Origin of the sequence: Solirubrobacter soli DSM 22325 (assembly GCF_000423665.1) — a bacterium.
GTDB lineage: Bacteria > Actinomycetota > Thermoleophilia > Solirubrobacterales > Solirubrobacteraceae > Solirubrobacter > Solirubrobacter soli.
Genome location: NZ_AUIK01000026.1, coordinates 140,342 through 163,194, shown reverse-complemented (window position 1 = coordinate 163,194; position 22,853 = coordinate 140,342). Strand labels below are relative to the sequence as shown.

General features: G+C 73.0%; 21 protein-coding genes and 2 pseudogenes. 14 read left to right on the top strand and 9 right to left on the bottom strand.

Annotation, left to right across the window (positions count from 1 at the left end; all coding sequences use genetic code 11):
- Positions 1-23: 23 nt before the first annotated feature.
- Positions 24-2,633 (top strand): annotated as a pseudogene (locus tag G569_RS64670) (GAF domain-containing protein); the annotation flags it as partial.
- On the opposite strand, the gene G569_RS65475 reads toward G569_RS64670, so the two are convergent.
- Positions 2,603-3,619 carry a transaldolase family protein gene (locus tag G569_RS65475; protein WP_037498044.1) on the bottom strand — a complete coding sequence of 339 codons (1,017 nt, stop codon included), beginning with the start codon at positions 3,617-3,619 and terminating at the stop codon, positions 2,603-2,605. The pseudogene G569_RS64670 and the gene G569_RS65475 overlap by 31 nt on opposite strands.
- 108 nt (positions 3,620-3,727) lie before the next feature.
- On the opposite strand from G569_RS65475, the gene fbaA reads away from it, so the two are divergent.
- From fbaA to G569_RS0121410, 5 genes are all read left to right on the top strand, one after another.
- On the top strand, positions 3,728-4,666 hold the full coding sequence (fbaA, locus tag G569_RS0121430) for a class II fructose-bisphosphate aldolase (RefSeq protein ID WP_028064947.1): 939 nt from the start codon (positions 3,728-3,730) through the stop codon (positions 4,664-4,666).
- Complete coding sequence (locus G569_RS58555; protein WP_053226758.1) at positions 4,630-5,157, top strand: hypothetical protein; 528 nt, start codon at positions 4,630-4,632, stop codon at positions 5,155-5,157. Before fbaA ends, G569_RS58555 begins: the two co-directional genes overlap by 37 nt.
- 11 nt (positions 5,158-5,168) lie before the next feature.
- On the top strand, positions 5,169-5,825 hold the full coding sequence (locus tag G569_RS0121420; RefSeq protein WP_028064946.1) for a response regulator transcription factor: 657 nt from the start codon (positions 5,169-5,171) through the stop codon (positions 5,823-5,825).
- A 45-nt stretch (positions 5,826-5,870) separates the two neighbouring features.
- A complete protein-coding gene (locus G569_RS0121415) occupies positions 5,871-6,206 on the top strand; it encodes a response regulator (RefSeq protein ID WP_053226757.1) in 336 nt (111 codons plus the stop codon).
- A gap of 62 nt (positions 6,207-6,268) precedes the next feature.
- Positions 6,269-7,435, top strand: a complete 1,167-nt coding sequence (locus G569_RS0121410; protein WP_028064944.1) for a YbfB/YjiJ family MFS transporter — start codon at positions 6,269-6,271, stop codon at positions 7,433-7,435.
- Here the strand turns inward: G569_RS0121410 and G569_RS50325 are convergent.
- A complete protein-coding gene (locus G569_RS50325) occupies positions 7,422-9,611 on the bottom strand; it encodes an MMPL family transporter (protein ID WP_037498039.1) in 2,190 nt (729 codons plus the stop codon). The genes G569_RS0121410 and G569_RS50325 overlap by 14 nt on opposite strands.
- 182 nt (positions 9,612-9,793) lie before the next feature.
- On the opposite strand from G569_RS50325, the gene G569_RS0121400 reads away from it, so the two are divergent.
- Entirely contained in the window at positions 9,794-12,466 is a 2,673-nt protein-coding gene (locus tag G569_RS0121400; protein WP_028064943.1) for an AAA family ATPase, read from the top strand.
- On the opposite strand, the gene G569_RS0121395 is transcribed toward G569_RS0121400, so the two are convergent.
- The gene (locus G569_RS0121395; protein ID WP_157592203.1) at positions 12,442-12,642 is read right to left on the bottom strand and encodes a hypothetical protein; all 201 of its coding nucleotides are present in this window, start codon (positions 12,640-12,642) and stop codon (positions 12,442-12,444) included. The genes G569_RS0121400 and G569_RS0121395 overlap by 25 nt on opposite strands.
- A gap of 269 nt (positions 12,643-12,911) precedes the next feature.
- Between G569_RS0121395 and G569_RS0121390 the strand changes: the two genes are divergently transcribed.
- A complete protein-coding gene (locus G569_RS0121390) occupies positions 12,912-13,382 on the top strand; it encodes a hypothetical protein (RefSeq protein ID WP_157592202.1) in 471 nt (156 codons plus the stop codon).
- A 36-nt stretch (positions 13,383-13,418) separates the two neighbouring features.
- Here G569_RS0121390 and G569_RS0121385 read toward each other — a convergent pair whose 3' ends face one another.
- Positions 13,419-14,159 (bottom strand): Fpg/Nei family DNA glycosylase, encoded by a 741-nt coding sequence (locus G569_RS0121385; RefSeq protein ID WP_028064940.1) that lies wholly within the window; start codon positions 14,157-14,159, stop codon positions 13,419-13,421.
- Positions 14,160-14,184: 25 nt separating this feature from the next.
- On the opposite strand from G569_RS0121385, the gene G569_RS0121380 reads away from it, so the two are divergent.
- The 3 genes from G569_RS0121380 to G569_RS0121370 are packed head-to-tail and all read left to right on the top strand — an operon-like array spanning position 14,185 to position 15,804.
- On the top strand, positions 14,185-15,096 hold the full coding sequence (locus G569_RS0121380) for an HpcH/HpaI aldolase/citrate lyase family protein (protein ID WP_037498033.1): 912 nt from the start codon (positions 14,185-14,187) through the stop codon (positions 15,094-15,096).
- Complete coding sequence (locus tag G569_RS58550; protein ID WP_053226756.1) at positions 15,093-15,524, top strand: cupredoxin domain-containing protein; 432 nt, start codon at positions 15,093-15,095, stop codon at positions 15,522-15,524. Before G569_RS0121380 ends, G569_RS58550 begins: the two co-directional genes overlap by 4 nt.
- Before the next feature lie 10 nt (positions 15,525-15,534).
- Positions 15,535-15,804: a hypothetical protein gene (locus tag G569_RS0121370; protein WP_157592201.1), complete on the top strand. Its 270-nt coding sequence runs from the start codon at positions 15,535-15,537 to the stop codon at positions 15,802-15,804.
- Here the strand turns inward: G569_RS0121370 and G569_RS0121365 are convergent.
- A complete protein-coding gene (locus tag G569_RS0121365; RefSeq protein WP_028064937.1) occupies positions 15,801-15,986 on the bottom strand; it encodes a twin-arginine translocation signal domain-containing protein in 186 nt (61 codons plus the stop codon). The genes G569_RS0121370 and G569_RS0121365 overlap by 4 nt on opposite strands.
- 136 nt (positions 15,987-16,122) lie before the next feature.
- Here G569_RS0121365 and G569_RS66685 point away from each other — a divergent pair.
- Positions 16,123-16,701 (top strand): annotated as a pseudogene (locus G569_RS66685) (class I SAM-dependent methyltransferase).
- On the opposite strand, the gene G569_RS0121350 reads toward G569_RS66685, so the two are convergent.
- Positions 16,633-17,562, bottom strand: a complete 930-nt coding sequence (locus G569_RS0121350; RefSeq protein ID WP_028064935.1) for a type IV toxin-antitoxin system AbiEi family antitoxin domain-containing protein — start codon at positions 17,560-17,562, stop codon at positions 16,633-16,635. The pseudogene G569_RS66685 and the gene G569_RS0121350 overlap by 69 nt on opposite strands.
- A gap of 89 nt (positions 17,563-17,651) precedes the next feature.
- Here G569_RS0121350 and G569_RS0121345 point away from each other — a divergent pair, with 89 nt between their 5' ends.
- Positions 17,652-17,855, top strand: coding sequence for a DUF4177 domain-containing protein (locus G569_RS0121345; protein ID WP_028064934.1), 204 nt, complete (start codon positions 17,652-17,654; stop codon positions 17,853-17,855).
- Here the strand turns inward: G569_RS0121345 and G569_RS0121340 are convergent.
- Both G569_RS0121340 and G569_RS50315 read right to left on the bottom strand, forming a co-directional pair.
- On the bottom strand, positions 17,852-19,069 hold the full coding sequence (locus G569_RS0121340; RefSeq protein ID WP_211233043.1) for an MFS transporter: 1,218 nt from the start codon (positions 19,067-19,069) through the stop codon (positions 17,852-17,854). The two genes, G569_RS0121345 and G569_RS0121340, sit on opposite strands and share 4 nt — an antisense overlap.
- Positions 19,027-20,388 (bottom strand): MFS transporter, encoded by a 1,362-nt coding sequence (locus tag G569_RS50315; RefSeq protein WP_169542211.1) that lies wholly within the window; start codon positions 20,386-20,388, stop codon positions 19,027-19,029. Before G569_RS50315 ends, G569_RS0121340 begins: the two co-directional genes overlap by 43 nt.
- A gap of 42 nt (positions 20,389-20,430) precedes the next feature.
- On the opposite strand from G569_RS50315, the gene G569_RS0121330 reads away from it, so the two are divergent.
- Positions 20,431-21,471, top strand: coding sequence for a LacI family DNA-binding transcriptional regulator (locus G569_RS0121330; RefSeq protein WP_037498029.1), 1,041 nt, complete (start codon positions 20,431-20,433; stop codon positions 21,469-21,471).
- On the opposite strand, the gene zwf is transcribed toward G569_RS0121330, so the two are convergent.
- Positions 21,404-22,831 (bottom strand): glucose-6-phosphate dehydrogenase, encoded by a 1,428-nt coding sequence (gene zwf / locus G569_RS50310; protein ID WP_064750414.1) that lies wholly within the window; start codon positions 22,829-22,831, stop codon positions 21,404-21,406. The two genes, G569_RS0121330 and zwf, sit on opposite strands and share 68 nt — an antisense overlap.
- Positions 22,832-22,853: the final 22 nt, after the last annotated feature.

Genomic DNA, 22,853 nt, shown 5'->3' with positions numbered 1-22,853 from the left:
TCCCTTCGGAACTGGAGGGTCCGATGTCCGTGCCGCTCGCTGGTCTCGTCGGTACCGATGCCTTGCTCGAGGCCGTGCTGCAGACGGTCGCTCAGCCGATCTGCGTCGTCGATCCCGAGGGGCTGATCCGGTTCGCCAACCCCGCGGCGGCCGCCGCGCTCGGGTACCGGGACGCGGGCGAGTTGCTCGGCCGCCCCGGCTCGACGATCCCCGTCGCCGCCGTCGTCGCCCCGATCGCGTTCTCCGCGGGCGACGGCTCGGTGCTCACCTGGGAGTCCACACGCGGCCAGGCGGCGCTGAACCGGCTCGCGGGGCGCGTGCGGCGCGGCGAGCCCGCCCACGAGATCCTCGCGGCGATCGCGCGCGAGATCGCCGATGCGCTGGAGGCTGCGCGCGTCGAGCTGCTCCAGGACGGGGCGGTGGTCGCGTCCGCCGGTGGCGTCGGGCACGGCGCGCGCGCCGAGGTCCCGATCACGGCCGACGGCAACGCGTGGGGTACGCTCGCCGCCTACGGAGACGGCGAGCCGCGCCTCGAGGGCTTCGCGGAGCTGGCGGCGACGGTGATCGGCGGCATTCAGGCGCGCGATCGGCTCCGTGCGCTCGCCGACGAGCAGGCCGCGCTCCGCCGGGTGGCGCTCCTCGTCGTCGAGGGCGCGGCGCCGGAGACGATCTTCAACGCCGTCTGCGCGGAGGTCGGCCGGTTGGCGGGTACGCACATGGTGATGCTTTCCCGCTACGAGCAAGACGGCTCGGCGGTGGTGGTCGGCGCGGCGGGCGAGCATCCGTTCCAGCCGGGTGTCCGGTGGCGGCTCGACGGCCCGAGCATCCAGCGCACCGTACTCGAGACCGGGCGCGCCGCGTGGACCGACGAGTCTCCCGGCGATACGGGGACGATCGCCGAGGTCGCGAGCGCGCATCGCGTGCAGACGCGGATCGCTGTCCCGATCGTCATCGACGGCGAGGTCTGGGGCGTGATCGGGACCGGCTTCACCCGCGAGCAGACGCCGCCGCCGCACATCGAGACGCGGGTCACGCTGTTCACCGACCTGCTTGCGATCGCGGTCTCGAACACCCAGGCGCGCGAGGACCTCAAACGGCTCGCCGACGAGCAGGCCGCGCTGCGCCGGGTCGCGACGCTCGTCGCCCACGGGTCAGACCCCGCGACGGTGTTCGGCGCCGTCGCGCGCGAGGTCTCGGAGCTGCTGGACCTGCCGATGGTCGAGCTCGCCCGCTACGACGACGCCGGCACGGCGACCGTGATCGGCGCGACCGGCGACCATCCGTTCCAGCCAGGGACGCAGTGGGTGCTCGACGGGCCGAGCCTGACCGGGCAGGTCCGCGAGACCGGCCGCCCGGCCCGCGTCGACGACTACACGAACGTGACCGGGATGGTCGGCGAAGCGGCGCGCGCGGGCGGCGTACACGCCGGCGTCGCGGCGCCGATCTTCGTCGACGCCGAGCTTTGGGGAGCGCTGGCCGCCGGCGGCGGTCCCGGTGTACGCCTGGCGCCCGACGCCGAGCTGCGCCTGGACGCCTTCACGGAGCTCGTCGAGGCCGCGCTCTCCAACACGCAGGCCCGCGACGACCTCGGCCGCCTCGCGGAGGAGCAGGCGGCGTTGCGCCGGATCGCGACGCTGGTCGCCCACGGGGCCGAGCCGCCGGTCGTCTTCGACGCCGTCGCCCGCGAGACCGGCAGCCTCGTCGGCGCGGCGACCGTCAACCTCGTCCACTTCGACGACGACGTCAACGTCACGATGGCGGGCTGGAGCGAGCGCGGCATCCACGTCCCCGTCGGGACACGCCTGCCGCTGACGGGCGAGACGATCAACACGCTCGTGATGACGACCGCCGCACCAGGGCGATTCGACAGCTACGAGCACGCGACCGGCGAGCTCGCGCACAGGTTGCGTGAACTCGGCATCCGCTCCGAGGTCGGCGCGCCGGTCGTCGTCGAGCGACAGCTCTGGGGCGCGCTGATCGCCGGCACCGACGCGCCCGACCCGCTGCCGAGCGGCACCGAGTTCCGGCTCGCCGGGTTCGCGGAGCTCGTCGGCACGGCGATCGCCAACGCCGACGCGCGGACCGAGCTGATCGAGTCGCGCGCCCGCATCGTCCAGAGCGCGGACGAGCAGCGACGGCGCGTCGTGCGCGACCTCCACGACGGTGCGCAGCAACGGCTCGTGCAGGCGATCATGACCCTGCAGCGTGCGCAGGCCTCGGGCGGAGACGCCGAACGTCTGGAGCGGCTGGTCGGCGAGGCGCTCGAGCAGGCGCGGCTGGCCACGAGCGAACTGCGCGAGCTCGCTCACGGGATCCATCCGGCCGTGCTCACCCATCGCGGGCTGCGAGCGGCGGTCGAAGGGCTCGCCGATCGCGCGCCGCTGCCGGTCGACATCGCGATCGCCGAGGAGCGCCACCCGCCCGCGATCGAGTCCGCCGCGTACTTCATCGCGGCTGAGGCGCTGACGAACGTCGCCAAGTACGCGAACGCCACGACGGCGCGGGTCGAGGTCACGCACAGGGGCGACGCACTGGCGATCGAGGTGGCCGACGACGGCGTCGGCGGGGCGAGGCCCTACCCCGGCAGCGGCCTCGCCGGGCTTCAGGACCGCGTCGCGGCGGTCGCGGGCACGCTGACGCTCGACAGCCCACCCGGCGCCGGCACACGGGTGCGGGCCGAGATCCCGCTCAGCGCGTCCCACGAGGCGGCGAACGCGGCGAGGCCCGCCTCCTCCAGCGACCGCGTCACGTCGTCGTAGTCGATGCCGGCGGCCGTGACCTCGGCGAAGGTGCGCTCAGCATCCTCGACGTCGCGGTCGAGCGTGCGCTCGGCGCGCCCGTGCGCGGCGAATGCGCGCAGCGTCTCGAGAGGCATCGTGTTGATCGTTCCCGGGCCGATCAGCTCCTCGACGTAGCGGACGTCGCGGTACCGAGGGTCCTTGGCCGACGTCGACGCCCACAGGCAGCGCTGGATGTGCGTGCAGCCCGCGAACAGGCGACGCGCGTTGCGGTAGGCGAGCTTGGCGTTGGCGATCGCGAGCCGTCCGAACAGTTGCTCGGGGGCGCCGAGCGCGGCCAACCGCGCGTCGGTCTCGGTGTCGACGCGCGAGACGAAGAAGCTCGCGACCGACGGCGCCCGCCCGCCGCGATCGATCCCCCGCAGGTAGGCCTCGGCGACGGCGCGGTGGCGATCGAGGCTGAAGAGCAACGTCACGTTGACCGGGATGCTCAGAGCCGTCATCTCCTCGACCGCGTCGACGCCGGCCTCTGTGGCGGGGATCTTCACGAGCAGGTTCGGACGGTCGATCTCCGCGCGCAGCCGGAGCGCGGCCTCGACCGTCGCACTGGCATCGCCGGCGATCGCCGGGTCGACCTCGAGCGACACGAAGCCATCGTGGCCGCGCGACGCCGTGAAGGTCGCCGCGAAGCGGTCGCAAGCGGCCTGGATCGCGGGTGTGATCGCGTCGCCGGCGACGGTGCGTTCGAGGATCGTGGGATTGGTCGTCGCGCCGGTCACGCGGCTGTCGCGGACGAGACGGTCGAGGTCGGCCGGCGTCGGAAGCGTGTCGATCCACACGCTCTGCCCGAGCGCCACGAGGCGGTCGATGGAGGAGGGCATGCGGCGACGGTACGGCCGCCGCTTCGTCGCGGCCATCGGGAAATCCCGAGGTCCGGCCTAACGCCGTCCCCATGGCCCGTGCGGGCCCGCACCCATACCGTGCCTGGCATGCCGATCGCCACGCCGCGCCGGTACGCGGAGATGCTCGACGCCGCCCACGACGGCGCGTTCGCGTACCCGGCGGTCAACGTCACCTCGTCACAGACGCTCAACGCCGCGCTCGAAGGCTTCGCCCACGCCGGATCCGACGGCATCGTCCAGGTCACCGTGGGCGGCGCCGCGTACCTCGGCGGCGGCGACGCGCTCGCCGGCGCGCAGGCGTTCGCCGCGGCGGCGCACGAGCTGGCGGCGCGCGTCGACGTCTCGATCGCGCTGCACACCGACCACTGCCCGCCCGCCCGCGTCGACGACTTCCTGCGCCCGCTGATCGCCACCCGCCGCTTCAACTCGCACATGTTCGACGGCTCGACGCTGCCGCTGGGCGAGAACCTCGCCCGCTCGCGCGAGCTGCTCGATGCCACTCACGCCGCCGGCCTCGTGCTCGAGGTCGAGGTGGGCGCGGTCGGCGGGGAGGAGGACGGCATCGCCGGGGAGGCGCTCTACACGACCACCGACGACCTGCTGGAGGTCGCGCGCGTGCTCGGGACCGGCGAGCGCGGGCGCTACCTGCTCGCGGCCACCTTCGGCAACGTGCACGGATTGAGCGCGCCCGAGCGCGTCCGCCTGCGCCCGGAGATCCTGCGCGAGGGTCAGGAGGCGCTCCAGGCCGGCCGCTTCGACTACGTCTTCCACGGCTCCAGCGGCACGCCGGTGGCCGAGCTCCAGCGCACGCTCGCCTACGGTGTCGTCAAGGTCAACGTCGACAGCGAGAGCCAGCTGGCGTTCACGCGCGCCGTCGCGGATCACCTCGCGCGCGAGTTCGACTCTTCGGGCGTCCGCAAGGCCGCGTACGACCCGCGCGCGTGGGGTAGGGCGGGGGAGGCGGCGATGGCCGAGACCGTCGCGCAGGCGTGCCGGACGCTGGGCTCCGCGGGGCGAGCGCGATGATCCCGGGCTTCGCGCCGGAATCGGTGCTCGAACGCTCCTTGCTCGGCGAGCCTGAGCTCCGGCGCGGTTGGGCGTGGGGAGCGCCGCGGTACGGGCACCCGGAGGGCGCGGTCGGCAACCACGTCGCGGCGATGCTGGCCGCGATCGAGCCCGATGACCCGTTGCGCGCCGACCTGCGGCTGCTCACGCTGCTGCACGACACGTTCAAGTACCGCGTCCGGGCGGGTGAGTCCTGGTCGCCGGACAACGACCACGCGGAGCTGGCGCGCGAGTTCGCCGAGCGCCACGGCTGTCCGCTTCGGATCGCGCGCACGCTGGAGTTGCACGACGCGCCCTACTGGGTGTGGCATCGCCGCGGCGGCGATCGAGCGCTGCTGGCCGAGATCCTCGCCCGCGCACCCGATCGCGAGCTGCTCGAGCGCTTCATCGCGCTCGACGCCTCGACCTGCGGCAAGGACCCGGCGTTTCTCGAGTGGTTCCAAGAGGAGTAGCGTTGGCCGCGATGTCGCCGATCCGCGTGCTCGTCGGGGAGGACCAACCGCTCGTCCGCGAAGGCATCGTGAGCGTGCTCGAGGAGCGCGGGTTCGAGGTGGTCGGCGTCGCCGGCGACGCCGACGAGCTGGTCCGCAAGGCCGGCGGGCACAAGCCCGACGTGGTGGTCACCGACATCCAGATGCCGCCGCACAACGCCGACGACGGGCTGCGGGCGGCGATCACGATCCGCCGGCAGCGGCCCGAGACCGGCGTGATCGTCCTCTCGCAGTACCTGGAGGACCGCTACGCGCTCGATCTCGTGGGTGACCGCGCGGAGGGTGTCGGCTACCTGCTCAAGGACCGGGTCGGCGACCTCACACGGTTCATCGACGCCGTCGAGCGCGTCGCCGAGGGCGGCTCGGCGCTCGATCCCGACGTGGTCCAGCGCATGGTCGGCCGGCGCCGGCACAAGAGCAAGCTCGACGACCTCTCCAAGCGCGAGCGACAAGTGCTCGAGCTGATGGCCCAAGGGCGGTCGAACCAGGGCATCGCCGACGAGCTCGTCGTCACGGTCGCGGCGGTCGAGCGCCACGTGACGAGCATCTTCTCCAAGCTCGACCTGCGCCAGGCCCCGGAGGACCACCGGCGGGTGCTCGCCGTGCTGGAGTTTCTCAAGCGCTCTTGAGTTTTCCCGATTGCGGACCGGCGGCGTGACCGTAGCCTGGGCTGCGTGACCGTGATCATCGTGGACGACGACGAGGGCTTCCGCCGCGCGGCGCGCGAGTTGCTCGAGGGGATGGGGCTGCGCGTCGTCGCCGAGGTCGCCGACGGGGCGGCCGCGCGGGCGGCGTGCGCTGCGCGGCGCCCGGCGGGCGTGCTGCTCGACGTCACGCTCCCCGACATCGCGGGCCACGCACTGGCGCGCGAGCTGCGCGCCGCCTACCCCGGGCTGCGGATCCTGCTGACCTCCAGCGACGACACGATCGGCGGCGAGGCCGGCGTGGCGGACTTCGTGCCGAAGATCGACCTCGCCGTCTCGGATCTCGCCGGCTACTTCCGAGGCTAGCCCCGCGGCCCTTTGGAGCTTGCCCTATGGGACGGGGCCGGCGCGGGCCTAGAACTGATTGCATGAACAACAACCGTGATCTTCGCGTCGCGCTCGGACTCGCGCTCGCGCCCGTGGTGGCGCTCGGGTTCTCGCGCTTCGCCTACGCCCTCCTGCTCCCGCCGATGCGGGACGACCTCGGCTGGAGCTACACCCGCGCCGGGGGCATGAACACCGCCAACGCGATCGGCTACATCGCGGGGGCGGCCGGCGGCGCCTGGCTCGCCAAGCGCCTCGGCATCCGCCGCGCCTTCATCGCCACGCTCGCGCTCAGCGCGGCCGCGTTGACCGCGACGGCGGCGACCAGCGACTACGTCGCGCTCCTGGCGCTGCGCGCGACCGGCGGCGTAGCCACCGCCGTCGCGTTCGTCGTCGGCTCCTCGCTCGCCGCGCGCCTGCGCCCGGGCGTCCTGCCCGTCTACTTCGCCGGCGTCGGCGTCGGGATCGTTCTCTCGGGGATCGTCGTGCCCTCGGCGCTGACCCGTGCTGCGCCCGACAGCTGGCGGCTCGGGTGGCTGCTGCTCGGCCTCGCCTCGCTGCTCGCCCTCGTCCCGGCCTGGCTGGCGGCGCGTGCTGTTCCCGAGACCGGCGAGCGCCCGGTCGCCGCGCTCAGCCGCGGCGACCTGCGCAAGCTCGCTCCCACGCTCGCCGGATACGCGCTGTTCGGCGCCGGCTACGTGAGCTACATGACCTTCGTGATCGCGCTGCTGCGCGGCCAGTCGCTGCCGGGCTGGGTCCCGGACGCGTTCTGGCTCGTGCTCGGCACGTCGTCGGCGGTCTTCATCGGGCCGTGGGGCCGCTTCCTCGCCCGCTCGCGCGGCGGAAACGGCAAGGCGGTGGTCTCCGGCGTCGTGCTCGTGGGGACGCTGCCGATCCTGATCGCTCCGGGCCCGGTCGCTGCACTCGCCTCCGCCGTGATCTTCGGTTCGGCGTTCATGGCCGGCCCGGCGGCGGTGACCGCGATCTCGCGCCACGTGCTCCCGCCGGGCGCCTGGACCGCCGGCATCGCCGTCATGACCACCGGGTTCGCGCTCGGCCAAGCGGTCGGGCCACTGGTGTCCGGGCTGCTGTCGGACGGCTCCGGTGGGCTGAAGGCCGGCCTGTGGCTGTCGCCGATCCTGCTGGCGGCAGCCGCGGCCGTCTCACTCCTCCAGGCCCACCATCCCCATCACAGCGCTACACGGGCATGAGCTCTGCCTCTTCCGCCGGGGCGGGGGCCTGCGGGTCCTCGTCGCGGCGGTTGCCCGGCCACCACGCGCGGCAGCCGAGCAGCGCGGTGATGCTCGGGACGAGCAGCGTCGAGACGACGACCGCGGCGAGGATGATGCCCAGCGCGAGCCCGAAGCCGATCTGCTTGGAGCCCTCGTCGTGCTCGATCAGCAGCGTGCCGAACGAGACGGCGAGGACCGCGCCGGCGGCGCCGACCGCGGGCGCCGTGTGGCGGACGGCGGTCGCGACCGCCGCCCGCGGTGAGGTCCCGCCGCGCATCTCCTCGCGCAGCCGCGCCGAGGCGAGCATGTTGTAGTCGGTCCCCAGCGCGACCACGAACAGGAACAGGATCAGTGGGAGCGTGAACACCAGGCCGGGCTGGTCGAGGACGTCCTGGAAGAGCCAGACCGACGCGCCAAGCGTGGCGGCGAACTCCAGCCCGACCGCCGCCAGCAGATACAGCGGCGCGACCAGCGAGCGCAGCAGCACGATCAGGATCAGCAGGATCAGGAGGGCGGCGAGCGGGAAGATCAGCCGCAGGTCCCGGTTGATCGATCGGCTGACGTCGGCCAGGATCCCGGCGTTGCCGCCGACGAGAGCCTCGGTGCCGGGCGGTGCGGCCTTGTGCGCCGCGTCGCGCAGCGGGCCCGCGGCGATGTCCATCGCCTTGCTCGTGGCCGAGTTGTACGCGAGCACGAGCGGGATCTGCGCCGCCCGGCGGTCACGCGTGAGCACGGGCTCGCCGACCTGCTCGACGCCCTTCACGGCGGCGAGCGCGTCCGTCATCGTCTTCAACTCGCCGACCTCGAGCGTGCGCGATCCGCGGACGTAGACGACCTGTGGGTCGGTGGCGCCGCGTGGGAGCGCGCGGGTGATCTCGCGCTCGACCCGGGCGGACTCGGTGCCGTCCGCGTTCGCCCGCAGGTCGTAGTTCATGCGCACGCCGAGGGCGCCGACCGCGAGGATCGTCAGCGCACCGGCGCTGGCGAGCGCGACCCGGGCGGGATGGCGGGCGACGAGCCGGCCGAGACGAGCGGCGACGCCGTCGCGCGGCTCCCGCCGCCAGGACTTCGACGGCCAGAACAATGCGCGGCCGGTGACCGCGAGCAGGGCGGGCATCAGGGTCACGCCGGCCAGCAGCATCATCGCCACGGCCAGGGCGATCGCTGGGCCGAGCGCCTTCAGCTCGCCGTACTGGGCGAGGCCGAGCGTCGCGAACGCGACCACGACGGCCAGCGCGGCCGAGGCGATGACGGGCGCGATCCGCCGTGCCGCGCCGCGGGCGGCCTCTTTGCGGGGCTTGCCCGCGCGCAGTTGCTCGCGGAAGCGGAACAGCATGAACAGGAAGTAGTCGATGCCGATGCCGACCAGGACGACGGTGATCAGCTGCGGCGTGCTCGTCGCCACGGTGAGGCCGAGCGCGTCGGCGCCGAGCGTCACCAGCCCGGACGCCGCGCCGCCGACGATGAAGACCGTGACCAGCGGGACGAGCGCCGCCAGGATGCCGCGGAAGAAGACCGCGCAGAGCAGGATCGCGGCGGCGAACAGCAGCGTCTGACCGAGCTGCTCCGAGGGTCGCGCGTCGTCGGCGGCGTCGCTGGCGGACGCGACGCCGCCGGTGAACCCGGTGCTGTAACCGGCTTGCCCGAAGTCGCGGCGGACGTCCGCGCGCAGCTGCTTGAACGCCGCCTGCACCCACGGATCCACGGCGTTGCCCTTGAAGACCATGCTCACGAGCTGGAAGCCGTGCGGGTCGACCGCGCCCGCGACCGCGCCCACCACGCCCGCCGAACGCTCCTTGGCGTTCGGATCGCCCGAGGCGCCATCCGGTGGCTCGACGCGCTCCCAGTCGGGCTTCCAGGTCGAATAGCGCCGTGTGAGCTCCTCGACCGCGCCGGCATCCGCCCGCGGGTCGCGCGCCCTGACGAGCACGGTCGTGGTCGTCGCGCCCTCGACCTTGCCGAAGCGCTCCTCGCCGAACGCCAGCGCCCGCGCGGACTCATAGCTGGAGGGCAGGAACTCGGCCTCGTCGTCGGTCATGACATCGGTCGCCTTCTTGGCCCCCGCCGAGCTGAGCACTCCGAACGCGGCGAGCCAGATGGCGATCACCACCCATGGGTAGCGGGTGACGGCGGCGGTGAGTCTGGAGAAGACCATCGGAGCTCCTTCGGCGATCGGACACTGGACCGCGGGTCATCCTCCGGCGCGGCAGCCCGCTCGAACATCGGGCGCGATCCAGTTCGGCTGCGGGAAAACCCCAGATCTCGGTTGGAGGCGGCTCGACGCCCGGCGTCTCATGACCGCCGCTGGGAACGCCTGGTAGAAGCGGGATCTTGACGGTGCCGACGGCGTTCCCGACAGCCGATTTCGTCGGGCGAGAGGACGAGCTAGCCCGGCTTCGAGACGCCTTCGAGGCCCACCACCGACCGGTCGTGGTGGTGCACGGCGAGCCCGGCATCGGCAAGACGAGGCTGCTGCGGGAGTTCGCCCGCGGCGTCTCCGGCGTGCGGGTGCTGTGGGGGACATGCGACCCGGTGCGGGTCGGCTCGCCCTACGCGCCGTGGGCGGAGGCGCTCGGCGTGCTCGCGGACCCGCGCGACTACGAGGCGGTGGCGCAGGCGCTCGACGGGTCGGTCCTGGTGCTCGACGACGCGCAGTGGGCGTCGCCGGAGACGCTCGAGCTGCTCGTGCACGCCGCGCGCTTCGCGTCCGACGCGCTGATCGTCGTCGCGCTGCGCGGGGTGGAGATCGAGTCTGCGCCGCTGGCGGTGATCGCCCGCCGGCGCGAGTGCGTCTACATCGGGCTCGGGAGCCTCTCGCCCGACGAGTCCGTGGTGCTCGTGGAGGGCGCCGCGGAGTCGCGGGTCGGTCCCGACGTGCTCGACGCGATCTACGCCGAGAGCGGCGGGAACCCGTTCTTCGCGCAGGAGCTCGCGCGGCACCTGCGCGCCCGCGACGGGGACCCGTCGGCGCCCGCGTGGCGGCCGCCGGTGACGATCAGGCGGGCGATCGGGCTGAGGCTGGGCGAGCTGTCCGAGCCCGCGCAGACGATGCTCGGGCTCGCCGCGGTGTTCGAGCAGGGCTTCGGGTTCCGCGAGCTCGAGACCGTGACCGGGTTCGAAGAGGCGCAGCTGCTCGATTGCCTGGACGAGGCGCTCGAGGCGGACCTGCTGCGCCCGGCCGGCCCGGAGCGCTACGACTTCGCCCACGCGCTGGTACGCCGCGCGCTGTACGCGCGGCTGGCGCCGAGCCGCCGCTCGCGCGTGCACCGGCGGCTCGCCGAGGCGCTCGAGGGGCGGGAAGAGCTGGCGGCCGAGGTCGCGCGCCAGTACCACGCCTCCGCCGACCTGCCAGGGGCCTCGCGCGGCGTGCAATACGCCCTGGCCGCCGCCGAGGCCGCGGGCGAGCCGGCCGACGCGGCGCGCATGCTCGAGCTCGCCGTCGACATGCTCGACCCCGGCGACTCCGAGCTGCGCGCGAGCATCCTCGGCGACCTCGCGTACGCGCTCGCGATCGGCGGGCACCCGGCGGACGCGACGCTCACGCTGACCGACGCCGTCGACGTTCACGAGCGGCTCGGCACGGACGGCGAGCGGCTCGCAGACCTCGTCCAGCGCGTGAGCGCGGCCGTGCTGGATCTGATGGGGAGCCCGCTGAGCCTGCAGCCGCTGCTCGCCCGCGCGCTGGCCGCCTTGGGCGATGAGCGCGGGCTGCCGTGGGCGCGGCTGAAGCTGCTCGAGCGCCCGGTGACGGTGATCGACGCGGCGCCGGTGCGGATCGCCCGCTTCGAGGGCTTCGATCCCGAGGCCGTGCGGATCATCCGCGAGCAGGGCACCGAGGCGGACGCCGCGCGGGCGGTCGAGGAGGTCGCGCAGTGGCCGCTCGACCGCTTCGAGGCGTACATGCCGACCGTGCACCGTTGGCGCGATCCCCGCGCGCGGCTGCGCGGGGTCCTCCTGCTCGGGATCAACGCGGTCGTGGGGCGCTGGGCGGGCTCGGCGCTGCCCGCCGCGCGGCTGTGCGCGGAGATCGAGGCGCTGGCGGACCTGACCGGCTCACCCCCGGCGCGGGCGAGCGCCGCGGCGCTGCGGACCGCGCTGCACGGGGCGCGCGGGGAGCTCGCCCAGGCGCGAGCATCGCTGGCGCGCGCGGAGGACGCGCTGCGCGAGCTCGGGCGCGATCACCGGGCGGCGTCGCTGGTCGCGTTGGTGGCGGACCTGACGCTCGTGCACGTCGATCCCGACTGGGCCGACGTGGGCGAGCGGATGGAGGCGTTCGCGACCCGCCGCGAGCCGGGGCCGTGGGCGGGGCAGCTGTGGGCGGCGATCGGGGCGCACGCGTTCGCCCGTGCCGGGATGGAGGAGCGGGCGCGTGCGTTGTTGGAGACGATCGTGCCGGTCCTGGTCGCGTCGAGCCCGTGGGAGGAGGCGCAGACCGGCGCGGTCGGCTTCGCCGCCGAGGCCGCGTGGGTGCTGCAGGCGCCGGATCTCGCGCGGCCGCTCGCCGGTCCCGTGCAGGCCGTGGTCGAGGCGCGCGCGGGCGACTTCTACATGTCCAACTCGTCGCTCGCGCTGGCGCGGGTGATGGCGCTGTTGGGTCGAGGCCGGGAGGCGGAGGCGGCGTTCGCGCGGGCGCGGGCGCAGGTGGCCGAGCGCGAGCTGCCGATCCTCGCCGCGATCGTCGACCACGACGAGGGCGTGGCCCGCCGGCGCGCCGCGTCGCCGGACGCCGAGCCGCTGCTGGCCGCGGCCGCCGAGCGCTTCGACATGCTCGGCATGACCGCGTGGCGCGAGCGTCAGCAGGCGTCGCGCGAGCGGCTCCCCGACGCGCTGACGCCACGCGAGGTCGAGGTGCTCCGGCTCGTCGCCGCGGGGCGGACGAACAAGGAGATCGCCGCCGAGCTCGTCGTCAGCGTGCACACGGTCGAGCGCCACCTCGCGAACGCCTACCGCAAGATCTCCGTCCGCAACCGCGCGGACGCGACCGCCTACGTGCTGCGCGCGAAGCTCTGAAAGCGCCAGGCGAGCGCGTCCTGCGCCTCGTCGGCGCGGTCCTGCGCGTCGCGGTAGTGCGCGTAGGCGGTCGCGCCGCCCTGCTCGCGCCAGGCCTCATAGGCCATCCGCGCGTGCGCCTGCGCCTCCCTCCAGCGCCAGGTGTGGTCCTCGAGTGTCGGCTCGGCGGTGCGCATCATCCCGCTCCGGGACACATGAGCAGCGAGAGCTCGACGAGGCGCCGCTGCGACGACCCGCCCGGAGGAGCAAGGACGGGCCGCTGACCAGGCGGCGGCGCCTCCGGGCGGGGTCGCTGCGATTGGGGCGTCTCGTTCCCCTGCTTCGAGACGGTCGCCTTCCCCAAACTCGGCATGGCGCATGTTCTACGCGTGCCCGGGCTAGCCCGCATCACGGCAATTGCCCATCTTGTGTAAAGACGACCATGTAGATGGCTAGCCTCGACGCCGTGCGCATTCTGATTGCAGTGCTCTTCGTGTTGGCCGTTCCGGGTGTCGCCGCGGCCCAGACCCCTGTCGACGGCCACGTGGACAGCCAGATGTCGCTGAGCCTCGACCAGCCGGCCAAGGGCTTCGCCGCCTTCACCAAGGCCAAGACGTACGAGACGTCACTGAAGGCGCGCGTCACCGCGACCGACGGCGCGATGCTGCTCTCGATCACCGACGGCGACGCTTCGAGCGGCGCTTCCCGCGGCCACCTGTCCGTCGGCTCCAAGCGTCTCGCCTCGCCGCTCGAAGCGACGGTCGGCACGGCCGCCTTCCAGCCCCTGGACGCCTCCGTCGACCCGCTGTTGAAGCGCTGGTCGTCGTTCGGCAGCAACCTCGCGGCCACGATCAAGCTGCGCCAGAAGGTGACGGGCAAGACGACGGGCAGCTACCGCAAGCTCGTCCTGGTCACGCTCTCGACCGAGACGCCGTAGAACGCGTCGCGCTTTTCTGCGCGACGCGCTCGACCTCTAGACCTGCTCCTTCGGGCACCAGAACGTCGTCCGCCCACCGATCGTCGCCCGCTCGAGCGTGGTGCCGCAGCGCGGGCACGCGCCGCCGCGCTTGCGGAACGGGATGAACTCGCCCGTGTGGACGCCGCCTTTGCGGATCGCGGACCGCGTCGCCTTGCGCAGCTCGCGGCGCAGGTGGTCGAGCTCCTCGATGCTCAGCGAGCCCGCTTCGCGGCGGGGCGAGAGCCGCGCCTGCCAGAGCGTCTCGTCGGCGAGCAGGTTCCCCACGCCGGCGATCGACTTCTGGTCCAGCAACCGGGCCTTGATCGCCATCGTGCCGCGGCCGACGCGCTCGCGGAAGACGTCGCGCGAGACCTCGGCGGCGTCGGGGCCGACGTGGGCGAAGTCGGGCTCGATCACGGCGCGGCCGAGGCGGCGCTTGTCGCGCAGCGCCAGGCGGCCGCCGTCGGCGAACTCGAGGACGAAGCGGTCCCAGCCGACCGGTTCCTCGTCGAGGACGATGCGGCCGGCCATGCCGAGGTGCAGGCCGAGCTCGGGGCCGCCGTCGGTCTCGGCCCAGAGGAACTTGCCGCGGCGCAACGCCTTCGTGAGCTTGTGGCCGACCAGCGCGGAGGCGATCTCGCCCGGCGTGTGCGGGCGGGTGACGTAGACGTCGTTGTCGTCGACGGCGACGATCTCGCGGCCGAGCGCGCGCTCGATCTGCTGGCGGGCGCGTTCGGCCTCTGGGAGCTCCGGCATGGCTCTGAGACTACGATCGCGGGTGATGCCGAGATCACGCCGCACCTGCCACGCCGTTCCCGGGTCCAGCGAGCGCTTCATCGCCAAGGCGGTAGGACTTCAGGCGGACGAGATCTTCCTCGACCTCGAGGACGCGGTCGCGCCGAACGAGAAGGACGCGGCGCGGGCGCGGGTCATCGAGTCGCTGAACACATTGGACTTCGGCTCCAAGACCGTGGTGGTGCGCGTCAACGGGACCGACACGCCGCACTACTACAAGGACCTGATCGCGGTGGTCGAGGGCGCGGGTGCACGCCTGGACGCGATCATGCTGCCGAAGGTCCGCACTCCCGGCGACGTCGAGATGACCGACAAGCTGCTCACCCAGATCGAGCTCGCTCAGGGCCTGGAGCCGGGGCGGATCGGCATCGAGGCGCAGATCGAGGACGCGACGGGGCTGATCGCGTGCGAGGCGATCGCGGCCGCTTCACCGCGGATGGAGACGCTGATCTTCGGTCCGGGCGACTACAGCGCGGCGGTCGGGATCCCGATCACGACGATCGGCGCCGCCCCGGCCGGGTATCCCGGTGACCATCTCAACTACGTCTACACGCGGCTGGTCGTCGCCGCCCGCGCGGCGGGCATCCAGGCGATCGACGGGCCTTACGGGAACATCTCCGACGTGGACGGCCTGCGCGAGCGCTCCCAGCTCGCCCGCGCGCTGGGCCTCGACGGCAAGTGGACGATCCACCCCGGCCAGATCGACGTCGTCAACGAGGTCTTCTCGCCGGCCCCTGAGCAGTGGGAGCGGGCGGAGGCGATGCTCGCCGCATACGAGCAAGCGCACGCCGACGGTGCGGGCGCGGCTATGTTCGATGGCGAGATGATCGACGAGGCCAACCGCAAGATGGCCGAGCGGATCGCCTTCGCCGGGCGCGCCGCGGGGTACGAGCGATGAGCAAGGGACTGCGGTTCGCCTTCCTGGGCGTCGCGGTCGCGATCCTCGTGGTCGCGTTCCTGATCCTGCGCCCGAGCTCCGACAACCCGGAGACGACGGCCGACGCGCCCACGCAGACCGCCACGCCGTCTCCGGGCGAGACGGCGACCGAGACGCCGACCCCGACGCCCACGCCGACCGTCGACCCCGGCCCGGTGCTGACCGGCTCCAAGGTGGTCAAGCTGCGGTACGCCAAGGGCGACACCGTGCGCTTCCAGGTCAAGGCGCCGCAGGACGAGGAAGTCCACATCCACGGGTACGACATCAAGAAAGACGTCAAGGCCGGCGAGACCGAGCAGATCAGTTTCAAGGCCACGATCGACGGCATCTTCGAGATCGAGTTCGAGGACTCCGCGAAGCAGATAGCGGAAATGCGCGTCGATCCGTAAGGTGTGCGGCGTGCCGTGCTTCGCCGCGCTGCTCGCCTTCATCTCGCCCCGCCTGGCGATCATCTTCGTCGCGATCTTCAGCAACATCCTGACGCGGGCGTACGACAGCTGGTTCCTGCCGTTCATCGGCTTCTTCATCCTGCCGTGGACGACGCTCGCCTACGCGATCATGTGGGACGTCGGCACGCATGAGGTGACCGGCTTCGAATGGTTCGTGGTCGGGCTCGCGTTCCTCTGCGACCTCGGCTCCTACTTCGGCGGCAGCCGCGCCCGTGGCTAGGCCCGAGCGCGGACGCGGCGGCGCTGGCCCGCGAGGACGCCGGTCCCACCGGCGAGCGCAGCGGCGCCGGCCGCCAGCACGTAGAGCTGCGGCACCAGGACGCCCACGGCGAAGAGGATCAGGCCGAGAACCGCGAGAGCGGCGGCCAGCAGGCTGAGGACGTCACGTCGTTCGATGGTCATCGATCCTAGGCGGACGACGCAACGAATTCTTCTACCGAGCGTCGGAAATGCGTCCAGGCGACTTAGACTCGATTGCATGATCCGAGTCCTCCGAGGCCGCAGCCTCCACGACGTCGACGTCGGCTGATTCAACGCGCTGGCGGCGCGCTACGACCGCCTCACGATCGACCTCGGGACCGGTGACGGCCGCCACGTGCTGGCCGCCGCGCGGGCGCGTCCCGACACATTGACGCTCGGCCTGGACGCCAACGCGGCGGCCATGGCCAGGAGCTCGCGGCGGGCGCCGGACAACGCGCTGTACGTCGTCGCCGCGGCCGAGCACCCGCCATAACCGCTGCAGGGCCGCGCTCACGCGATGACGATCAACTTCCCGTGGGGCTCGCTGCTGCGCGGCGTGCTCGGGCACGACGAGACGGCGCTCGCCGGCCTCGCGGCGCTGCTCGCGTCGGGAGCGCGCGTCTCGGCGCTGTTCTCCGTGATCCCGCGCGACGGGGTCCCGGCGTTGCGCGAGGACGTCGCGGCCGTCTACGCCCGCGCCGGCCTCTCGCTGCTCGAGCGCCGCGCCGCCACCGCGGAGGAGATCGCCGCGTCCGGCTCGAGCTGGGCGAAGCGCCTGCGCGCCGGTTCGGCACGCCCGGTGACGCTCCTAGAGATCGAGCGCGTCGCGCAGCGTCTGGATGACGAATCCGTGCCGGTGCTCGACGTCGATGTGTGAGAAGCGAACGACCGCGTATCCGGCGTCGCGGAGGATCCGCTCGCAGCGGGCGTCGTTGCGTCTGGCCCGTTCGCGGGCATGGCCCGGACCATCGACCTCGACGACCAGCCGGCGGTCGGACCAACGGAAGTCCGGCTCGACGTCGAGCGTCGGGGTGTTCACCAGCGGTTCGGGCAGCCCGGCCCCGTCGACGATGGCGAGGAAGGCGTCCTCGAGATCGCTCCGGGTTCCGGCGCTGCCGCTCGCGTTGAGCGCCAGCGCTTGCTCGAGCACCCCGAGCTTCTGCCGTCCGGTCGCTCTCGCCATCGCCGCTCGCGTCGCGGGTTCGCTGAAGCGCTTGTGGAACGCGGCCTCGTAGATCACGTTCGCGAGCTGATGCGGGGTGTTGGTGTCGGTGAGGTCGACGAACATCCGGGCGGTGTGCGTGACCGGGATGCCGCGGTGGCGGACGATGTCCCCTGGGACGAGCGTGCGCGAGACGAGCAGCCGGATCGTCCCCTGGGCCCGTCGTTTCTGCGGCACGACCACCTCGACATGGGGGACCCGTTTGCGGGCGACGCCCCAGAACTCCCCGACCGATCGCGCACCCAGGCCGGCATCGCTGCCCGACGCGAGCACCGCCGCAAGCCACTCGGCTTCGCGTGAGAGTGCCGCGTGACCGACGGCGTACACGGCGCGGTAGATGCGATGCAGGCGTCCGTGCTTGACGCGCTCGGACACCGCGCGGTGATCGAGCCCCAGAGCGCGCAGTTGATCGAGCCGCACGAGCCCGTGCTGAGTTGCCGCGAGCCGCGCGATCAGCACATCGCGCGAGGGGGTGTTCGACGTTCTGCCCTTGTACAGGGGCGGTTTGTTCGCCACCCCCGGATGATCAGTGCGGCGGCCGCAACCGATCTACCCGCGATCGTTACGAATGTGTGCCAAACGTGTGCCGCGTTACGCTCGGCGACATGCCGACCTATGAGTACCGGACCGAAGTGCTGACCCACGGCTTCCTCGGGCGCAAGGACGAGGAGTTCGACCGCAAGGAGTTCGAGGAGCGCTTGAACAAGGTCGGCGCAGAAGGGTGGGAGTTCGACAAGCTGCTCCCGAACATGGCGCTGCACGGTGAGAAGGACGGACACCTGCTCGTCTTCAAGCGCGAGAGCGCCTAGTCGCCGCTCGTCTTGCGCGACCGCGCGAGGAACGGGATGCCGGCGAGCGTGATCGCCGAGCTGATGAGGTAGCTCGCCGGGTAGCCCCAGGCGTCCGCGGCGCGGCCCAGGACCGGCTGCGCCCACACGCCGCCGGTGCTGGTGGTCAGCGAGTCGAACGAGAGGATCGTCGCGCGCTCCCGCGACGGGATCAGCGCGTTCAGGTAGGCCTGGCGGATCGGGACGGTCGCCGCGAACAGCAGCGCCCACACGACGGCGATCGCGATCGCGGCCCAGAAGTGCTCGAGCAGGCCGAGCGCCAGCAGCGTCAGCGCGCTCAGCAGCGCGACCAGCAGCAGGGCGGAGGTGCGGCGCTTGAAGCGGGCGCGGATTCGCGGCGCGCTGATGCCGCCGAGGATCTGCGCGCCCGCCACGATCGCCGCCGACAGGCCGGCGATGACGTACGCGTGCGGGTCGCCGTAGAGCTCGAGCAGGTACGGCTGGAGCGCGTAGAAGCCATAGATCCCTACCCCGCCGGTGACGAGACCCTGCACCATCAGCCACTTAACCGGCGGCACCCGCCAGCCGTTCTCGATCGAGGCGCGGGCGATCGCGCGCATCTCCGTGAGCGGGCCGCCGCGGCGCTCGGGCGTGAAGCCGATGTCGCGCATCAGCACCCACGCGACGACGAACATCACCGCGAGAACGGCTGCGCGCAGGACGAACGGGAAGCCGAGGCTGATCTGCTTGGCGAGCACGCCGCCGAGGAGCGAGCCGGTGAGCATCGCCGCGCCGCCGACGATCTGCCCGCGACCGAACACGGTCTCCAACTCGCCGGTGAAGCCGGTGGCGTGCAGCGCGTCGACCAGCCACGCCTCGACCGCGCCGGAGAAGAACGTGAAGCCGAGCCCGAGCCCGAGCGACGCCAGTGCCCACAGCCAGAACGCGGCGCGGACGTCCCACAGCCACACGTACAGCAACGTCGCGAGCGTGAGCGTGACCGTCCCCCACAGGTACGACGCCCGCCGCCCGATCGTGTCCGCCACGATCCCGGTCGGTACCTCGAAGATCACCATCCCCGCCGTGAAGAACGCGTTGGCGGCGAACGCCTCGAGGTTCGACAGCCCCGCGTCGAGCAGGAAGATCGTGTTGATCCCCCAGATGAACGACGCGGCGAGCGTGTTCCCGAGCGTCAGGATGAGATACGTCCGCTGGACGGTGCGGGTGGTCGGCACTCCCATGCATGTTGGGACCGCGCCCGGCGGCTCGACTCATCGGTCACCCCGCGCGCGAGGTGGGCGGCGAGCAGGCAGAGTCCCCCGACCGCGGCCAGCGAGACGCGCAGCGAACTCGCGTGGGCGAGCAGCCCGACCGCCGGCGGGCCGAGCAGGAAGCCGACGTATCCGAGCGTCGTCACCGCGCCGATCGCCACCCCTGCCGGGACGCCGGGCTGCGCAGCGGCCGTCCGCATCGTCAGCGGGTAGACCGACGCGAGGCCGAGGCCGAGCGTACCGAACGCGACGATCGCCGTGACCGCACTCGGCGCGGCCGCCGCCGCGACGAACGCCAGCGCCCCGCCGAGCAACCCACCGCGCGCGACGGCACGCGAGCCGAAGGCCGTCGCCAGCCGGTCGCCGGCGAGCCGTGCGAACCCCATCGTCAGCGAGAACACCGCGAGCCCCGCTGCCGCCGTCCCGGCCGCGGCGCCGTGGACACGCGAGAGATAGACCGCGCTCCAGTCGTTGAGCGCGCCCTCGGCGAGCAGCACGCAGAACGCGACCGCCCCGAGGCCGAGCAACGCCGGCGACGGCCGGGCGAAGCTGCCGCGGCAGGGCGCCTCGCCGCCGCCTGCCGGTTGGCCGCCGCGTGCCGGTTGGCCGCCGCGTGCCGGTTGGCCGCCGCGTGCCGGCTCGGCGCCGCGTGCCGGCTCGGCGCCGCGGGGCGCCTCGCCGCCGCGCGCCGGCTCGCCGCCGCGCGCCGGTTGGCGGGCGCGGCTCGTCCCGTCCGGGGTGAACCGGCGGATCGCGACGGCCATCGCCCCCGCGACGAGCGCGCCCACGCCGACCAAGTGCGCGGTGAGCGGGACGCCGGCGTGGGCGATCAGCCCCGCCGACGCGGCGCCCGCGAGCGCGCCGAACGAGAAGCCGGCGTGCAGGGAGGCGAAGATCCGGCGCGGGGCGCGGGCTTCGACGGCGATCCCCTGGGTGTTCATCGCGACGTCGAGTGCGCCGCTCGCCGCGCCGAGGGCGAACAGGGCGAGTGCGAGCGCGGCCATGCTCGGGGCGACCGCCGGGAGGAAGAGCAGGCCCGCATAGCCGGCGGCGCCGACGGCCGCCACGATCCGCGACCCGTGCCGCGTGACGAGCGGGCCGGAGAGCGCGACCGCGGCGATCAGCCCGACGGGCGCGGCGAGCAGTGCGAGGCCCAGCGCGCCCTCGTCGAGCCGCAGCCGCGTCTGCACCTCGGGCAACCGCGAGAAGAGCGAGGCGAACAGCAGACCGTTGCCCGCGAACACCGCGGTGACGGCGATACGATCACGTGTGAATCGATCCACAAGGCGCAACCTAGCGCCGTGTGGAACGATTCACAACGAACGATGTCGCGAAACCGACCCACGCTGCTCGACGTCGCCCGCGCCGCGGGCGTCTCCCGCTCGACGGTCTCCTACGCCTACAACCAACCCAACCGGCTCTCGGATGAGACGCGGGCCCGCGTCCTCGCGGCGGCGCGCGAGGTCGGCTACGCCGGACCCGACCCGCTCGCGGCCTCACTGCGCCGCGGCCGAACGGGTGCGATCGGCGTCCTCTTCACCGAGAAGCTCTCGTACGCGTTCGACGACCCTGGCGCGGTCCTGTTCCTGCGCGGCGTGGCCTCGGCGGCCGAGAACGCCGACGTGGCCCTGACGCTGCTCCCGGTCCCGCCGCGCGGGGAGGGGGCGCCGCCCGGGGCGGGTGCGCTCGCCGCCGTGCGCGGGAGCGCCGTCGACGGGGTGATCGTCTTCTCGCTCCCGCCCGAGCACGCCGCGGTCCGGGCGGCGGTCGAGCGCCGGCTGCCGATCGTGCGGGTCGACATGGACGCCCCGCCCGGCGAGCCGGTCGTGCGGATCGACGACCGGGGCGGCGCGCGCGCCGTCGCCGAGCACGTGCTCGCGCAGGGGCACCGTCGGGTCGCGGTCCTCGTCGACCGCCTGCTCGACGACGACGTGCGCGGTCTTGCGGACGCGCGACGCCGCTACGCCGCGACGTTCGCCGTCTCCCGCGAGCGCCTGAAGGGCTACGACGACGCAGGCCTCGGGGGCGTCCCCGTGTTCGAGTGCGCGGGCAACACGATCGAGGACGGACGCAGCGCCGCCCAGGAACTGCTGGCGACGCCCGACCCACCCACCGCGCTGCTGTGCATCACCGACCAGCTCGCCCGCGGCGCCCTGAGAGCCGGCGACATCGCGGTGACCGGCTTCGACGACCTGCCCGAAGCAGCGGCGAGCGATCTCACGACGGTCCACCAGGACCACATCGCCAAAGGCGCCCACGCCGCCCGCATGCTGTTGGACCCGGACGCCCCGCGCGAGGTCACGCTCCCGACCCGCCTGGTCGTCCGGGGGTCGAGCGCGAGAGCTCCCACCCGCGACGGCCGGTGAGCCGCTCGGCGGCGTCCGGCCCCCAACTGCCCTGCGCGTACGGCTGGACACTGGGCGGCGCGGCCAGCAGCGGCGCCGCGACCTCCCAAACGCGCTCGACGCCATCCGCTCGCGTGAACAACGTCTGGTCGCCGATCAATGCGTCGTGGAAGAGGCGCTCGTACGGCGCCAGGAGCTTGTCGCGGTCGGCGGCACGCACGCCGAAGTCGAGCGAGGACTCCTCGACGACGAGCTCCGGCCCCGGTTCCTTGCCGAGGAACTCGAGCGTGATCGCGGGCGGGTCGTGGAGCTCGAACCGCAGCGCGTTGCGCGCGTCGCGCACGCCCTCGGCGCGCGCGAAGAGCCGCATCGGCGGCTCCTTGAAGACGACGGTCACCGTCTCGCGCGACACCGCCATCGCCTTGCCGGTCCGGAGGAAGATCGGCACGCCCGCCCACCGCCACGAGTCGATCTCGACGCGGGCGGCGACGAGCGTCTCGACGGTCGAGTCCGCCGCGACGCCCGGCTCGGAGCGATACCCGTCGTACTGCCCGTAGACGACCTCGCGCGGATCGATCGGCCGCATCGACTGGAACACTCCGCCCGTGCGATCGCGCAGCGCGTCGGGCTCGAGCGAGACCGGCGGCTCCATGGCGACGAACCCGAGCACCTGGAGCAGATGGGTCGTGACCATGTCCTTCAGACAGCCGGTCTGCTCATAGAAGCCGGCGCGCCCCTCGATCGTCAGTTGCTCGGGGACGTCGATCTGGATCGAGTCGACGTGGTCGCGGTCGAACACGGGCTCCACGAACGCGTTCGCGAAGCGCAGGGCGAGGATGTTCTGCAGCCCTTCCTTGCCGAGGAAGTGGTCGATGCGGAAGATCTGCGCCTCGTCGAAGACCTCGTGCAGATCGGCATTGAGGGTCCGCGCCGAGTCGAGGTCGGTCCCGAACGGCTTCTCCAGGATCACCCGCGTCCGCTCGCGATCGGCCAGCCCGGCCTGATCGATCGACCGCACGACCGCCGCGGCCGCCGAGGGCGGGACCGCGAGGTGGAAGAGCCGTCGCGGCGAGCCGCCCAGCTCCCGCTCGGCGGCGCCGATCGCGCCCGCGAAGTCGTCGTGCCCGAACGACAGCATCGCGGCGAACCGCTCCCACGCCTCGTCGGTGAGCTCGACCCGCGCGTGCTCCTTCAACGACTCGTGCACGACGTCCTTGAACCCGTCGTCATCGAGATCGTCGAGCGAGAGCCCCACGATTCGGCACTGCTCCGGCAGCAGCTCGGCGACCATCAGGTGAAAGCACCCGGGGATCACCATCCGCCGCGCGAGGTCGCCCGTCCCGCCGACGAGCCCGATCACCGTCGCCTCAGGCCTGTGCATCCCCCGACTGTCGCAGGTCCCG